Below are 12,996 nucleotides of genomic sequence, written 5' to 3' on the forward strand. Positions count from 1 at the left end.
GGGGCCCGGGGGGGGGGGGGCGGGGGCCGCGCCCCCCCCCCCCCCCCCCCCCCCCCCCCCCCCCCCCCCCCCCCCCCCGCCCCGGCGTTTGCCGCCTCCCTGGAGCGCCCCCCTCCCAGCCTCCCCCCAAAGGGGGGAGGAGCGAAACCTAGCCCGCGGCCGGGCCGAAGCGCCCTCCCCCTGCCGGCGCCTCGATCTTCCCCAGCTTGATCAGCCGCTGTTCGACCGCGAAGCCGGTGCGACCCAGTTCCTGCGCGACCTGCCTGAGCGGGATGCCGGCATCGAACGCTGTCTCCAGCGCGGAGTCTTCCTGCGGGGACCAGCGCTTGCCCGCGTTGGGCGGCGGCGCCGGCTTCGGACGGGCGCCCTCGGACGGCTCGCCGCCTGCGGACTCCAGTGCGCGCGCGACGGCGTGCAGCGCCCGGATCACCGGCGGGGCGTTGTAGGGGCTGTCTTCCGGCATGACTTCACCGGTGACGGGATGGATGCCCTGCGCCAAGGTGTCGATAATCTGGCGCGCGACCTGCAGTTCCATGCTGTCCTCCTGGTTCGTTGCTCGCTGTATTCACGTACAGTTCTTCCGCAACGCGCCGGCCCCGTTTAGGTTTCTCATCCCGATGGCCGATCCCGACCACCCCTGCCTGCGCTGCGGCGCCTGCTGCGCCGCCTTCCGCGTCGACTTCGCCGTCTACGAGCTCGACGACCACGGAGGCACCGTGCCCGCCGGGCTCGCCGTCGAAGTGACGGGCAACACCTGGCGCATGCGCGGCACCGACCACGTGCCGATCCGCTGCGCGGCGCTGAAGGGCAAGGTGGGCGAGCGAGCCTCCTGCGGCATCTACGAATGGCGGCCCAACCCCTGCCGCGAACTGGAGCCCGGCAGCCACGGCTGCGAGAAGGCCCGCGCCCGCCACGGCCTGCCGCCGCTGGATGCAGCAACCCCGGCCGGATAAGAGTCCATCCGCGGCGCCACTCCAGCAGCGTTCCGCCCCTTCCCCCCCTCGGGGGGGAAGGCTGGGATGGGGGGGTTCCTGAAGCCGCAGCCAGACGAGGCGTCCTTGCGACTACAGTCGCAAGAATGCCTCGTCTCTGGGACATTTCGCCGCCGGTGCGCCCGGGCTCGCCCGTGTTCCCCGGCGATACGCCTTACCGGCAGGAGTGGGCCGCGACCATCGCGCCCGGCTGCCCCGTCAACGTCAGCACGCTGACGCTGTCGCCGCACGTGGGCGCCCACGCGGACGCGCCGCTGCACTACGACCCCGATGGCGCCCCCGTCGGCACCCTGCCCCTTCAGCCGTACCTCGGCGCCTGCCGCGTGATCCACGCCATCGCGCGCGGCCCGCTCGTCACCTGGGACCACATCGCGCACGCCACGCAGGCCCTGCCGCCGCGCGTGCTGGTGCGAACCTACGAACGCGCGCCGGTGGACCGCTGGGACCCGGACCTCGCCGCGTTCGCGCCGGAGACGATAGAGCGGCTCGCGGATGCCGGCGTGCTGCTGGTGGGCATCGACACGGCCAGCATCGATCCGGCCGCAAGCAAGGCGCTGCCCAGCCACCAGGTGGTGCGACAGCGCGGGCTGCGCGTGCTGGAGAACCTGGTGCTCGACGATGTGCCGGAAGGCGACTACGAGCTGATCGCGCTGCCCCTGAAGCTCGTGACCGCCGATGCGTCGCCGGTGCGCGCCGTGCTGCGGGAGCTGCCATGACCAGCCTGCAGGACTGCCGCGCGCTCGATGCGCAGGACCCCTTGCGCGAACTGCGCGACCTGTTCGCGCTGCCCGCCGGCGTGACCTACCTCGATGGCAACTCGCTCGGGCCGCTGCCGAAGCACGCGGGCGAGCGCATCGCGCGCGCCGTGCGCGAGGAATGGGGCGAAGGCCTGATCCGCTCGTGGAACAGCGCCGGCTGGTTCGAACTGCCGCAGCGCGTGGGCGACCGCATCGCCACGCTGGTCGGCGCCCGCGCCGGCGAGGTGGTGGCCACCGACAGCACCTCGATCAACCTGTTCAAGGTGCTCAGCGCCGCGCTGTCCATCGTGCAGGCCGATGCGCCCGCGCGCCGCACGGTACTCAGCGAACGCAGCAACTTCCCGACCGACCTCTATATCGCCGAATCGCTGTGCCGCGAGCGTGGCTTCACCCTGAGGTTGCTCGAGGCGCAGGAGCTCGCGTCCGCGCTGGGCGAGGACACGGCGATCCTGATGCTCACGCACGTCAACTACCGCAGCGGCGCGATGCACGACATGGCTGCGGTGACGCGGGCGGCGCAGGCCGCGGGCGCGCTCGCGGTCTGGGATCTCGCGCACAGCGCCGGCGCGGTCGAAGTCGACCTGCATGCGGCCCGTGCCGACTTCGCCGTGGGCTGCGGCTACAAGTACCTCAATGGCGGTCCGGGCGCGCCCGCCTTCGTGTGGGTGCATCCGCGCCATGCGGACCGCTTCTGGCAGCCGCTGGCGGGCTGGTGGGGCCACGCCGCGCCCTTCGCCTTCGCGAGCGACTACCGGCCGGCCGCCGGCATCGCGCGCTACCTGTGCGGCACGCAGCCGGTGCTGAGCCTGATCGCGCTCGATTGCGGGCTGGACACGGTGCTGGCCGCGCAGCCCCTGGGCGGCATGCCGGCGCTGCGCCGCAAGTCGCTCGCGCTCACGGACCTGTTCATCGCGCTGGTGGAGGAGCGCTGCGCGGGCCACGGGCTCGGGCTCGTGACGCCGCGCGAGCACGCATGCCGGGGGTCGCAGGTCTGCCTCACGCGCGACGAAGGCGCCTACGCGATCGTGCAGGCGCTGGTCGCGCGCGGCGTCATCGGCGACTACCGCGCCGGTCCGCCGGACATCCTGCGCTTCGGCCTGGCGCCGCTGTACCTGCGCTTCGAGGACGTGTGGAACGCGGTGGAGCACCTGCGCGAGGTGCTGGCGGGCGGCGAGTGGCGCCGCGCGGAATTCAACCGGAAGCAGGCAGTGACATGAGCGCCGCACGGCCGCCCGAAGGCGCTCGCCCCCGCCGCTTGCGGAGGGGGGAGGCGCAGCACGCAGTGCGGAGCCTGGGGGAGGTGATCCAATGAGCGGTGAAATGAATTACGGCGACTACCTGCAGCTCGATGCGATCCTGCAGGCGCAGAAGCCGCTCTCGCCGGACCACAACGAGATGCTGTTCATCGTGCAGCACCAGACCAGCGAACTCTGGATGAAGCTGATGCTGCACGAGCTCGCCGCGGCCAGGGCCTGCATCGCGCGCGACGAACTGCAGCCGGCGTTCAAGATGCTGGCGCGCGTGTCCCGCATCATGGAGCAGCTGGTACACGCCTGGGACGTGCTGGCCACCATGACGCCGGCCGAATACAGCGCGATCCGCCCCTACCTCGCCAGCTCCAGCGGCTTCCAGAGCTGGCAGTACCGCTGCATCGAGTTCATGCTGGGGAACAAGAACGCGGCCATGCTGCGGCCGCACGAGCCGCATGGCGAGCGCCTGTCGCTGGTGCGGGCCGCGCTGGAGGCACCCTCGCTCTACGACGAGGCCTTGCGCCTGCTGGCGCGCCGCGGCCTGCCGGTGCCCGCGTCGCACCTGGAGCGCGACTGGACGCAGCCCTACCAGGCCAGCCGCGAGGTGGAGCAGGCGTGGCTGGTGGTCTACCGCGAGCCGACCAGGCACTGGGACCTCTACGAGCTGGGCGAGGAGCTCACGGACCTGGAAGACGCCTTCCGGCTGTGGCGCTTCCGGCATGTGACGACGGTGGAGCGGGTGATCGGGTTCAAGCGCGGGACGGGCGGCACGGGCGGGGTGCCGTACCTGCGCAAGATGCTGGATGTGGTGCTGTTTCCGGAGCTCTGGCAGCTGCGGACGGATTTGTGATGCGGCCCGGATTCGTAGGCTGGTGGTGAGCGCGCGAAGCGCCGAACCCCAGCGCTTCGCGCATCGCTGGGGTTCGCGCAGCTCACCGCCAGCCTACCCGACTCCGCGACCCCTAGCCCCCTAGCCCCCTAGCCCCCATACAACCACGGCTGGTCCAGCAACCCGCTCCCCAGCATCTTCATCGCCGCATTCCTCGCCATGCGCAGCGGCCCGGTCGCATGGAAGACCGTGCCGTTGCGCCGCGAGCGCTCCTGCACCCGGGCGACGCGCTCCCAGCGATTGAGCGCATAGCGCCGCAAGGCGATCGGCACGTCGATCGTGCGCTCGTCCGCCACCGCCAGCACGCGCTGCAGCTCGCGCGCATCCTCGATCGCCATGCCCGCGCCCTGGGCGAGGTAAGGCCGCATCGGATGCGCGGCGTCTCCCAGCAACGCGATGCGGCCGCGGGCCATCGCGTCCGCCGAGGCCACCGGCGGGCGATCGTGCAGGATCCACAGCCGCCACGCGGGCAGTGCCGCGACGCGCTCGCGCACCTCGTCGCACACCGGCCCCAGCGCGGCCTCGAGCTGCGCCTGCGAAGCGGCGTGGTCCCAGTCGCGCGGATCGCCGCGCTGCGTGCCCTGCACCACGCACACCGCATTGAGCCATTCGCCGCCGCGCAGGGGATAGGTCACGAGGTGCATGCGCGGCGCGAGCCACACCGTCACTTCCTCGCTGCGCAGGGACGCCGGCAGGTCCTGCTGGCGCACGAGGGCGCGGTAGGCGAGATGGCCGGTCGGCTGCGGCGGGCCGTCCGCCGCCACCATCGCGCGCAGCTGGCTCCACACGCCGTCGGCGACGACCAGCGCGTCGCCCTCCACCTGCGAGGTGCGCGTGGTCTGCAACCGCACCACGGCATCGACCGGCTCCGCCGATTTCACGCGGCAGCCCGGATGCAGCCGGGTGCCTGCGTCCTCGGCGGCCGCGAGCAGCGCGGCCTGCAGGTCCGCGCGGTGCACGGTGAGGTACGGTGCGCCGTAGCGCCGGGCGATCGCGTCCCCCAGCTCCAGCACGCCGAGCTCGTCGCCGTCGGCGCCATCGCGCACGCGCAGGCGCGGGGGCGCGACGGCCTGCCGCCCGAGCTCGCCTTGCAGCAGCTCCCATTCGCGCAGGATCCGCGTCGCGTTGGGCCCGAGCTGGATGCCCGCGCCGACTTCCGAAAAGGCCTCGGCCTGCTCGAAGAGGCGCGCCTCCCAGCCGGCGCGGCGCGCCGCCACGGCGGCAGCCAGCCCGCCGATGCCGCCCCCGGAAATCAGGACTTCCGAGCTCACCCCGCCAGCAGTTGCCGCAGCACGTAGGGCAGGATCCCGCCGTGCCGGTAGTAGTCGGTCTCGATCGGCGTGTCGATGCGCAGCGTCAGCTTGACTTCACGGCAGTCGCCGTTCGGGTGCTTGATGATCAGCGCGGCCTGGCTTTGCGGCTTGAGCAGCGGATCGACCTCGATGTCGACCAGCTCCTCGCCGGTGAGGCCCAGCGACTGCCAGCTCATGTCGCCCGTGAACTGCAGCGGCAGCACGCCCATGCCCACCAGGTTGCTGCGGTGGATGCGCTCGAAGCTGCGCGCCACCACGGCCTTGATCCCCAGCAGCTGCGTGCCCTTGGCCGCCCAGTCGCGCGACGAGCCGGTGCCGTATTCCTCGCCCGCGAAGATCACGGTCGGCCGGCCTTCGGCGATGTACTTCATCGCCGCGTCGTAGATGAACATCCTCTCGGCGTTGCCCTGCGCGTCGCGGTGGATCGTCAGGCCGCCCTCCTCGCGCGAGCCGTCCGGCCCCGTGGGCAGCAGGAGGTTGCGGATGCGCACGTTGGCGAAGGTGCCGCGCATCATCACCTCGTGGTTGCCGCGCCGCGAGCCGTAGCTGTTGAAATCGGTCTTCTTCACGCCGTGCTCCACCAGCCAGCGGCCGGCCGGCGAGTTCTCCTTGATCGAGCCGGCGGGCGAGATGTGGTCGGTGGTGATGGAGTCGCCGAACAGCGCCATGATGCGCGCATCGCGCACGGCGATCGGCGCCGCCGTGCCCGCCGCGGCGCCGGCCTCGGAGGTCGGGGCCTCCAGCGTGAAGCCCTCGAAGAACGGCGGCTCGGCGATGTAGGTGCTCGTCGGCCAGTCGTAGGTTTCGCCGGTCGCGCCCTGGATGTTCTCCCACAGCTTGCCCGGGTCGCTCTTGACCTTGCCGTAGCTGGCGCGGTAGCCCTTCGGGTTCATCGCGTACTTCATCAGCTTGTGGATCTCGTCGCTGGTGGGCCAGATGTCGCCCAGCCACACGTCCTTGCCGTCCTTGCCCTGGCCGACCGGCTCCGTCATCAGGTCGCGCAGCACCGTGCCGGCGATCGCATAGGCCACCACCAGTGGCGGGCTGGCGAGGAAGTTGGCCTTGATGTTGGGATGGATGCGCGCCTCGAAGTTGCGGTTGCCGGACAGCACCGCGGCGCACACGAGGTCGCTCTGCGCGATGGCGTCGTTGATCTCGGGCGTGAGGTCGCCGGAGTTGCCGATGCAGGTGGTGCAGCCGTAGCCCGCCACCGTGAAGCCCAGCTCCTCCAGGTAGGGCAGCAGCTTCGCGTCCCTCAGGTACTCGGTGACCATGCGCGAGCCGGGCGCCAGCGAGGTCTTGATGTGCGGCTTGACCTTCAGGCCCCGCTCCACCGCCTTCTTCGCCAGCAGGCCGGCGGCTAGCAGCACGCCGGGGTTGGACGTGTTGGTGCAGCTCGTGATGGCCGCGATCAGCACGTCGCCGTTGCCGATGGTGACGTCGCCCCCCTCCACCGGCGGCACCGCCTTGGCGTGCGCGGACGGCAGCGTGGGCTTGTTGGCCTCCATCTCCAGTTCGAAGCGCGGGGCGGCCAGCGGCGTCGGCGGGCTGGCGGGCGTGCGGTCGTCGGCCGTGTCGGGCTTGTCGATCAGGTGCCGGGTGAGCAGCATCTCCTCGGGCTGGTTGAAACCGTTCTCGGACACGGGCCTGGAGAACAGCGTCTTGAAGGTGCTGGCCACCTTGCCGATCTCGATGCGGTCCTGCGGGCGCTTGGGGCCGGAGAGGCTGGGCACCACATCGCCGAGGTCCAGCCGCACCACGGTGGAATAGTCGATCTCGCCCGGCATGGGCACGCCGAACAGGCCCTGGGCCCGGAAGTAGGCCTCGAGCATCTTCACCTGCTCCGGGGTGCGGCCGGTGCCCTCGAAGTAGTCGAGGGTGCGCTCGTCGACCGGGAAGAAGCCCATCGTCGCGCCGTACTCGGGCGCCATGTTGCCGATGGTGGCGCGGTCCGGCAGCGCGAGGCTGCGCGTGCCTTCGCCGAAGAACTCGACGAACTTGCCGACCACCTTGTGCCGGCGCAGCAGCTCGGTGATGGTGAGCACCAGGTCGGTGGCCGTGCAGCCCTCGCGCAGCTGGCCCGACAGCTCGAAGCCCACCACGTCGGGGGTGAGGAAGTACACCGGCTGGCCCAGCATCGCCGCTTCGCCTTCGATGCCGCCCACGCCCCAGCCCACCACGCCGATGCCGTTGATCATCGTCGTGTGGCTGTCGGTGCCGACCAGCGAGTCGAAGTAGCAGACGCCGTCCTCCCGCTGGTGGATGCCGCGCGCGAGGTATTCGAGGTTCACCTGGTGGACGATGCCGAAGCCGGGCGGCACCACGCCGAAGGTGTCGAAGGCCTGCATGCCCCATTTCATGAACTGGTAGCGCTCCTGGTTGCGGGAGAACTCCAGCCGCATGTTGAGTTCGAGCGCATCGCGCGTGCCGTAGTGGTCGACCATGACCGAGTGGTCCACCACGAGGTCCACGGGCACCAGCGGCTCGATGCGGTTGACGTCCTTGCCCAGCCGCGCGGCCGCGCTGCGCATGGCGGCCAGGTCCGCCAGCAGCGGAACGCCGGTGAAGTCCTGCAGCACCACGCGGGCGACCGTGAAGGGGATTTCCGTCGTGCGCTCGGCATTCGGTTGCCAGTTCGCGAGCTGCGCGACGTGCTCGGCCGTGACCTTGCGGCCGTCGCAGTTGCGCAGCACCGACTCGAGCACGATGCGCATCGAAACCGGCAGGCGTTTCACATTGGGGAAATGGTGCGCGAGCGCGGGAAGGGAATAGAACTTTCCTTCGAGGCCGCGACCGGCCTTGAAGCTCTGGAGTGTGTCGGGGAACGCGTGCGCCATGCTCGTGACCTCTCGTTGTTGCTTTGCGGCATTGTGCCGCCAGAAGAGAGGTTGAGGTAAGGACGCGTCGCCGTCAGGCGACCGGCAGGTAGCGGACCGCCAGCACGCCCTCGATCGCGCGGATCTTCTCCAGCACCGGCTCGTCCACCGCGCTGTCCACGTCCACCAGCGTGTACGCCATGTCGCCGCGCGACTTGTTCACCATGTTGTGGATGTTCAGGCCCGCCTGCGCCATCGCGGTGGAGATCTGACCCAGCATGTTGGGCACGTTCGCGTTGGCGATCGCGACGCGCCAGTTCGATCCGCGCGCCATGCCCACTTCGGGGAAGTTCACGGCGTTGCGGATGTTGCCGTGCTCCAGGAAGTCGCGCAGCTGGTCGGCCACCATGCGGGCGCAGTTGTCCTCGGCTTCGCGCGTGGAGGCGCCCAGGTGCGGAAACGCGATCACCTTCGGATGCCCGAGGATGGCGGCGTTGGGGAAGTCGCAGACATAGCAGCCAAGCTTGCCCGCGTCGAGCGCCGCGACGACGGCGGCGTCATCCACCACGCCCTCGCGCGAGAAGTTCAGCAGCACGCCGTCGGCGCGCAGCAGGCGCAGGTTCTCCGCGTTCACCAGGTGGCGCGTGGCAGCGAGCAGCGGCACGTGCACGCTGACGATCTGCGCGTTCTTCAGCACGTCCTGCACGCTCGCGGCGCGCTGCACCTGCGAGGGCAGGCTCCAGGCGGCATCGACGGTGATCTCGGGGTCGAAGCCGAGCACGTGCATGCCCAGCTTGATCGCCGCGTCGGCGACCAGGCAGCCCACCTTGCCCAGGCCGATGATGCCCAGCGTGTGGTTGCACAGCTCGAAGCCGGCGAAGGGCTTCTTGCCCTCCTCGATCAGCTGGTCGAGCCCGGGCTGCTTCGCATCGAGCTGGGCGACGAAGCGCTGCGCGCCACCCAGGTTGCGCGCGGCCATCAGCATGCCCGCCAGCACCAGTTCCTTGACGGCGTTGGCGTTGGCACCGGGCGCGTTGAACACGGGAATGCCGCGGGCGTCGAGCGCGCGCACCGGGATGTTGTTGGTGCCCGCGCCCGCGCGGCCGATGGCCTGCACGGAAGCGGGAATCGTCATCGCGTGCATGTCCGCGGAGCGGACCAGGATCGCGTCGGGCTGCGCGATGTCCTTGCCGACGACGTAGCGGCCCGCAGGCAGCCGCTCCAGACCCGCCTTCGAGATCTGGTTGAGCACCAGCACCGCGAAGGCGGCGGCATCAGCCATGCTGGGACTCGAATTCCTTCATGTACTGCACCAGCGCCTGCACGCCCTCGATGGGCATCGCGTTGTAGATCGAGGCGCGCATGCCGCCCACGGAACGATGGCCCTTGAGCTGCAGCATGCCGCGCGCCTCCGCGCCCTTGAGGAAGGCATCGTTCTTCGATTCGTCCTTCAGCCAGAACGGAACGTTCATGAGCGAGCGGTCCTCCTTCGCGATGCCGTTGCGATAGAAGCTGCTGGCATCGAGCAGGTCGTACAGCAGCTTCGCCTTGGCGCGGTTGTGCGCCTCCACGGCCTTCAGGCCGCCCATCTTCTTCACATGCTGGAACACCAGGCCCGCGATGTAGATGGCGTAGGTCGGAGGCGTGTTGTACATGGAATCGGCCTCGGCCTGCAACTTGTAGTTGAAGGCCGAGGGCGTGATGGGCAGCGCGTGGCCCAGCAGGTCCTCGCGCACGATCACCACCGTGAGGCCGGAGGGGCCCATGTTCTTCTGCGCGCCGGCGTAGATCAGGCCGTACTTGCGCACGTCGATCGGGCGCGAGAAGATGTCCGAGGACATGTCGGCCACCAGCGGCACGCTGCCCGTGTCCGGCGTCCAGTGGAACTGCACGCCGCCGATGGTCTCGTTGGAGCACATGTGCACGTACGCCGCGCCGGGGTCGAGCTTCCACTCGGACTGCTTGGGGATCGCGGTGAACTTGCTGGCTTCGGCGGTCGCGGCCACGTTGATCTGGCCGTAGGTCTTCGCTTCCTTGAACGACTTCTTCGACCAGTCGCCGGTCAGCACGTAGTCGGCGCGGCCGCTGCGGCCGATCAGGTTCATCGGCACGATCGCGTTCTCGCCGATCGCGCCGCCCTGCATGAACAGGACCTTGTAGTTGGACGGGATGTCCATCAGCTCGCGGAAGGTCGCCTCGGCCTCGGCATGGATGGCGATGAACTGCTTGCCGCGGTGGCTCATCTCCATGACGGACATGCCGCTGCCGTGCCAGTCCAGCATTTCGTCGGCGGCCTGGCGCAGGACGGGTTCGGGCAGCACGGCGGGACCGGCACTGAAGTTGAAAACGCGGCTCATGGGGGTCTCTTCTCTCTCGCTCTCGCAGGGGCAGGCGGGCGCGGGCGCGCCCGGACCTGCCAGCATACAAGATGCGGCCCCGGGCTCAGGCGAAGGCAGTCCGACCCACCCGGCGCAGGGCCAGCCATTCGAGTTCGGCCAGCACGCCCACGGCAACGGCCTGCAGCACCAGCCAGCCCGTTCCCAGCGCCGTGAGCGCCCCGCCCGAGAGCAGCAGCTCGAGGCAGCCGAGGACCCAGGCGGCGTTGAGGCCCACGAGTGTGAGCACACCGCCCCGCCGGGGCGAGCGCGCCAGCCACGCAGCGAACGCGGCGACGGCCAGCAACACGCCTCCGGAGGCGAGGACCAGCGCCGGCGGCAGGCCGAACCAGCGGGCCAGGGACGGCGCGGCGACGACCTGCAGCGCTCCGCTGGCAGCGGCGGAGGCGGCGTCGGCCCACAGCAGCAGGAAAAGGAATCGGGACGGATCGGTGCTTCGCATGGCAACTCCTGGTGGAAAGGAGCCGCACTTTGGCGGCCGCCGCGCCGGCGGTCCATGACCTGGGAGGTCATGGCCGGCACGACCTGCCGCGTCTACCATGCGCGCCATGGACCTCCGCGTCGCCCCACTCGCCGCCGCCAGCGCGATGCGCCCGTTCGGCGAACACCTGCGCCACTGGCGCCTGCGCCGCCGCATGAGCCAGCTGGAGCTGGCCAACGAGGCGGACATCTCCACCCGCCATCTCAGCTTCGTCGAGACCGGCCGCTCGGCACCCAGCCGCGAGATGGTGCTGCGCCTGGCCGAACGCCTGGACGTGCCGCTGCGCGAGCGCAATGCCCTGCTCGTGGCGGCCGGCTACGCGCCGATGTACCGCGAGCGGCCGCTGGACGATCCGGCCCTGTCCGCCGCGCGCGAGGCCGTGCAGTGCATCCTGCGCAGCCACGAACCGTACCCGGCGCTGGCGGTGGACCGGCACTGGAACCTGCTGGCCGCCAATGCGATGGTCTCGCACCTGCTGGCGGGGGTCGATCCAGCGCTGCTGCAGCCGCCGGTGAACGTGCTTCGCCTGAGCCTGCATCCGCAAGGCGTGGCGCCGCGCATCGTGAACCTGGGGCAATGGCGGCACCACCTGTTCGAGCGCCTGCGGCAGCAGATCCAGGCGACGGGCGATCCGGTGCTGCAGGCGCTGGAGGAGGAACTGCGCGGCTATCCGGTGCCACCGGAGGCGGAGAGCCCGCACCTGGCGGGCGAGGTGCTGGGGGTGGCGATGCCGCTGCAGATCCGCACGCCGTCGGGCGTGTTGAGCTTCATCAGCACGGTGACGGTGTTCGGCACGCCGATCGATGTCACCCTGCAGGAGCTGGCGCTGGAAACCTTCTTTCCGGCGGACGAGGCGACGGGACAGGCACTGCGCGCGCTCGCCTGACCGCTCTTGCTCCCTCCCGCTGCGGGAGAGGGCTGGGGTGGGGGCACTCCCTCTCCCGCTTGCGGGAGAGGGTCGGGGTGAGGGAGATGTTTCTCGCGCAGAGCGCTGGGCTTCGCGCGCTTCGCGGCTCAGCGCCAGCCTGCGAACAGCCCGCGAATGCCTTCACGTCCGCGCCGGAATCGCCCCTCCCGGCGGTTCCACGTCCGGCCCGTCATGGATCCGGCTCTCGAAGGCGCGCAGGCGCTTGTAGACCGAGATCAGCTCCACGATCGTGCTCCAGCTGTACACGAGGTACTGGAACGATTCCGTCACCTTGTCGAACGCGCGCGAGATCTGCTGCATCACGCCCAGCGTGATCACGCCGGCGACCACCGTGGGGCCGAGGGCGATCAGCGGCACCAGCACGCTCACCTGCAGGTACGACCACTTCACCACGTCGAAGTACAGGTAGTGGAAGAACAGCCGGAAGTAGTTGCGCCGCACTTCCTGGAACAGCGAGCTCACCACCGGCGGCTGGGCGCGCGACGCGTCGTCCTCGCCGTACACCAGCTCCTTGCGGTAGGCCGCCTCGCGCCGCTGGTTCTGGAACTGCAGGCCGGGCAGCAGGATGCCGGTGAACGCCAGCACCACGGTGCCGAACACCGCCCAGCCGATCGACACCCACACCAGCGAATGCGGGATCGACCCGACGATCGGCAGCTGCGTGATCTGGTCCGACAGCGTCCACAGGATGGGCACGAACGCCGCGAGCGTCATGACGCTGCGCACCAGGTCCACGCCCAGGCCTTCCATGATGCTGGCGAAGCGCATCGTGTCCTCCTGCACGCGCTGCGCCGCGCCCTCGATCTTGCGCAGCCGCTCCCAGTACTGCATGTAATAGTCGTTCATCGCCTGGCGCCAGCGGAAGATGTAGTGCTTGACGAAGAAGTCGACGAACACCGCGACGATCACGTAGATCATCGCGATGTGCAGGAAGGTCGAGAGCTGGCTCCAGAACTGCGGCAGCGTCACGCTGCCCTTGGTGCCCAGCGCCTTCTGCACCAGGTCGTAGAAGGTGCCGAACCAGTCGTTGATCTGCACGTCGAGCTGCACCCGGTACCAGGTCGTGAAGAGGATCAGGACCGTGCCGAGGATGGACCAGGGCCACCAGCGGCGCAGCAGGAAGAAGGAGCGGAACATGTTGTTGTTTCCTTTGGGCGAATGCCGCCGTCGGGC

At 70.1% G+C, this 12,996-nt stretch carries 12 protein-coding genes; 5 read left to right on the plus strand and 7 right to left on the minus strand.

Annotation, left to right across the window (positions count from 1 at the left end; all coding sequences use genetic code 11):
* Nucleotides 1-148: 148 nt before the first annotated feature.
* Nucleotides 149-535, minus strand: coding sequence for a hypothetical protein (locus WG923_RS11320; protein WP_340351068.1), 387 nt, complete (start codon nucleotides 533-535; stop codon nucleotides 149-151).
* A gap of 82 nt (nucleotides 536-617) precedes the next feature.
* On the opposite strand from WG923_RS11320, the gene WG923_RS11325 reads away from it, so the two are divergent.
* The 4 genes from WG923_RS11325 (at nucleotide 618) to kynA (ending at nucleotide 3,850) form a co-directional block, all read left to right on the plus strand.
* Nucleotides 618-953 carry a YkgJ family cysteine cluster protein gene (locus WG923_RS11325; protein ID WP_340351069.1) on the plus strand — a complete coding sequence of 112 codons (336 nt, stop codon included), beginning with the start codon at nucleotides 618-620 and terminating at the stop codon, nucleotides 951-953.
* Nucleotides 954-1,078: 125 nt separating this feature from the next.
* Nucleotides 1,079-1,708: an arylformamidase gene (gene kynB, locus WG923_RS11330; RefSeq protein ID WP_340351070.1), complete on the plus strand. Its 630-nt coding sequence runs from the start codon at nucleotides 1,079-1,081 to the stop codon at nucleotides 1,706-1,708.
* Nucleotides 1,705-2,967, plus strand: coding sequence for a kynureninase (gene kynU / locus WG923_RS11335; RefSeq protein ID WP_340351071.1), 1,263 nt, complete (start codon nucleotides 1,705-1,707; stop codon nucleotides 2,965-2,967). Before kynB ends, kynU begins: the two co-directional genes overlap by 4 nt.
* Before the next feature lie 91 nt (nucleotides 2,968-3,058).
* Nucleotides 3,059-3,850 (plus strand): tryptophan 2,3-dioxygenase, encoded by a 792-nt coding sequence (kynA, locus tag WG923_RS11340; protein ID WP_340351072.1) that lies wholly within the window; start codon nucleotides 3,059-3,061, stop codon nucleotides 3,848-3,850.
* A 128-nt stretch (nucleotides 3,851-3,978) separates the two neighbouring features.
* Here kynA and WG923_RS11345 read toward each other — a convergent pair whose 3' ends face one another.
* From WG923_RS11345 to WG923_RS11365, 5 genes are all read right to left on the minus strand, one after another.
* Entirely contained in the window at nucleotides 3,979-5,160 is a 1,182-nt protein-coding gene (locus WG923_RS11345; protein WP_340351073.1) for an FAD-dependent oxidoreductase, read from the minus strand.
* Nucleotides 5,157-8,039 (minus strand): aconitate hydratase, encoded by a 2,883-nt coding sequence (locus WG923_RS11350; protein WP_340351074.1) that lies wholly within the window; start codon nucleotides 8,037-8,039, stop codon nucleotides 5,157-5,159. Before WG923_RS11350 ends, WG923_RS11345 begins: the two co-directional genes overlap by 4 nt.
* A gap of 73 nt (nucleotides 8,040-8,112) precedes the next feature.
* On the minus strand, nucleotides 8,113-9,300 hold the full coding sequence (locus WG923_RS11355) for a phosphoglycerate dehydrogenase (RefSeq protein WP_340351075.1): 1,188 nt from the start codon (nucleotides 9,298-9,300) through the stop codon (nucleotides 8,113-8,115).
* A complete protein-coding gene (gene serC, locus WG923_RS11360; protein WP_340351076.1) occupies nucleotides 9,293-10,375 on the minus strand; it encodes a 3-phosphoserine/phosphohydroxythreonine transaminase in 1,083 nt (360 codons plus the stop codon). The genes WG923_RS11355 and serC overlap by 8 nt, the downstream gene beginning before the upstream one ends.
* A gap of 85 nt (nucleotides 10,376-10,460) precedes the next feature.
* The gene (locus WG923_RS11365; RefSeq protein ID WP_340351077.1) at nucleotides 10,461-10,856 is read right to left on the minus strand and encodes a hypothetical protein; all 396 of its coding nucleotides are present in this window, start codon (nucleotides 10,854-10,856) and stop codon (nucleotides 10,461-10,463) included.
* A 106-nt stretch (nucleotides 10,857-10,962) separates the two neighbouring features.
* Between WG923_RS11365 and WG923_RS11370 the strand changes: the two genes are divergently transcribed.
* Nucleotides 10,963-11,781, plus strand: a complete 819-nt coding sequence (locus tag WG923_RS11370) for an MmyB family transcriptional regulator (RefSeq protein WP_445322919.1) — start codon at nucleotides 10,963-10,965, stop codon at nucleotides 11,779-11,781.
* A 162-nt stretch (nucleotides 11,782-11,943) separates the two neighbouring features.
* Here the strand turns inward: WG923_RS11370 and sbmA are convergent, their stop codons facing one another.
* Nucleotides 11,944-12,960, minus strand: coding sequence for a peptide antibiotic transporter SbmA (gene sbmA / locus WG923_RS11375; RefSeq protein ID WP_340351079.1), 1,017 nt, complete (start codon nucleotides 12,958-12,960; stop codon nucleotides 11,944-11,946).
* Nucleotides 12,961-12,996: the final 36 nt, after the last annotated feature.

The sequence above is a fragment of the Ramlibacter sp. AN1133 genome, assembly GCF_037890035.1.
Taxonomy (GTDB): Bacteria; Pseudomonadota; Gammaproteobacteria; order Burkholderiales; family Burkholderiaceae_C; genus Ramlibacter.

What these genes read in the sequence shown, in the direction of transcription:
- WG923_RS11320 (WP_340351068.1), bottom strand. Translation starts at nt 535, where the DNA reads ATGGAACTGCAGGTCGCGCGCCAGATTATCGACACCTTGGCGCAGGGC.
- WG923_RS11355 (WP_340351075.1), bottom strand. Translation starts at nt 9,300, where the DNA reads ATGGCTGATGCCGCCGCCTTCGCGGTGCTGGTGCTCAACCAGATCTCG.
- WG923_RS11365 (WP_340351077.1), bottom strand. Translation starts at nt 10,856, where the DNA reads ATGCGAAGCACCGATCCGTCCCGATTCCTTTTCCTGCTGCTGTGGGCC.
- WG923_RS11325 (WP_340351069.1), top strand. Translation starts at nt 618, where the DNA reads ATGGCCGATCCCGACCACCCCTGCCTGCGCTGCGGCGCCTGCTGCGCC.
- WG923_RS11370 (WP_445322919.1), top strand. Translation starts at nt 10,963, where the DNA reads ATGGACCTCCGCGTCGCCCCACTCGCCGCCGCCAGCGCGATGCGCCCG.
- serC (WP_340351076.1), bottom strand. Translation starts at nt 10,375, where the DNA reads ATGAGCCGCGTTTTCAACTTCAGTGCCGGTCCCGCCGTGCTGCCCGAA.
- kynU (WP_340351071.1), top strand. Translation starts at nt 1,705, where the DNA reads ATGACCAGCCTGCAGGACTGCCGCGCGCTCGATGCGCAGGACCCCTTG.
- kynB (WP_340351070.1), top strand. Translation starts at nt 1,079, where the DNA reads ATGCCTCGTCTCTGGGACATTTCGCCGCCGGTGCGCCCGGGCTCGCCC.
- WG923_RS11350 (WP_340351074.1), bottom strand. Translation starts at nt 8,039, where the DNA reads ATGGCGCACGCGTTCCCCGACACACTCCAGAGCTTCAAGGCCGGTCGC.
- sbmA (WP_340351079.1), bottom strand. Translation starts at nt 12,960, where the DNA reads ATGTTCCGCTCCTTCTTCCTGCTGCGCCGCTGGTGGCCCTGGTCCATC.
- kynA (WP_340351072.1), top strand. Translation starts at nt 3,059, where the DNA reads ATGAGCGGTGAAATGAATTACGGCGACTACCTGCAGCTCGATGCGATC.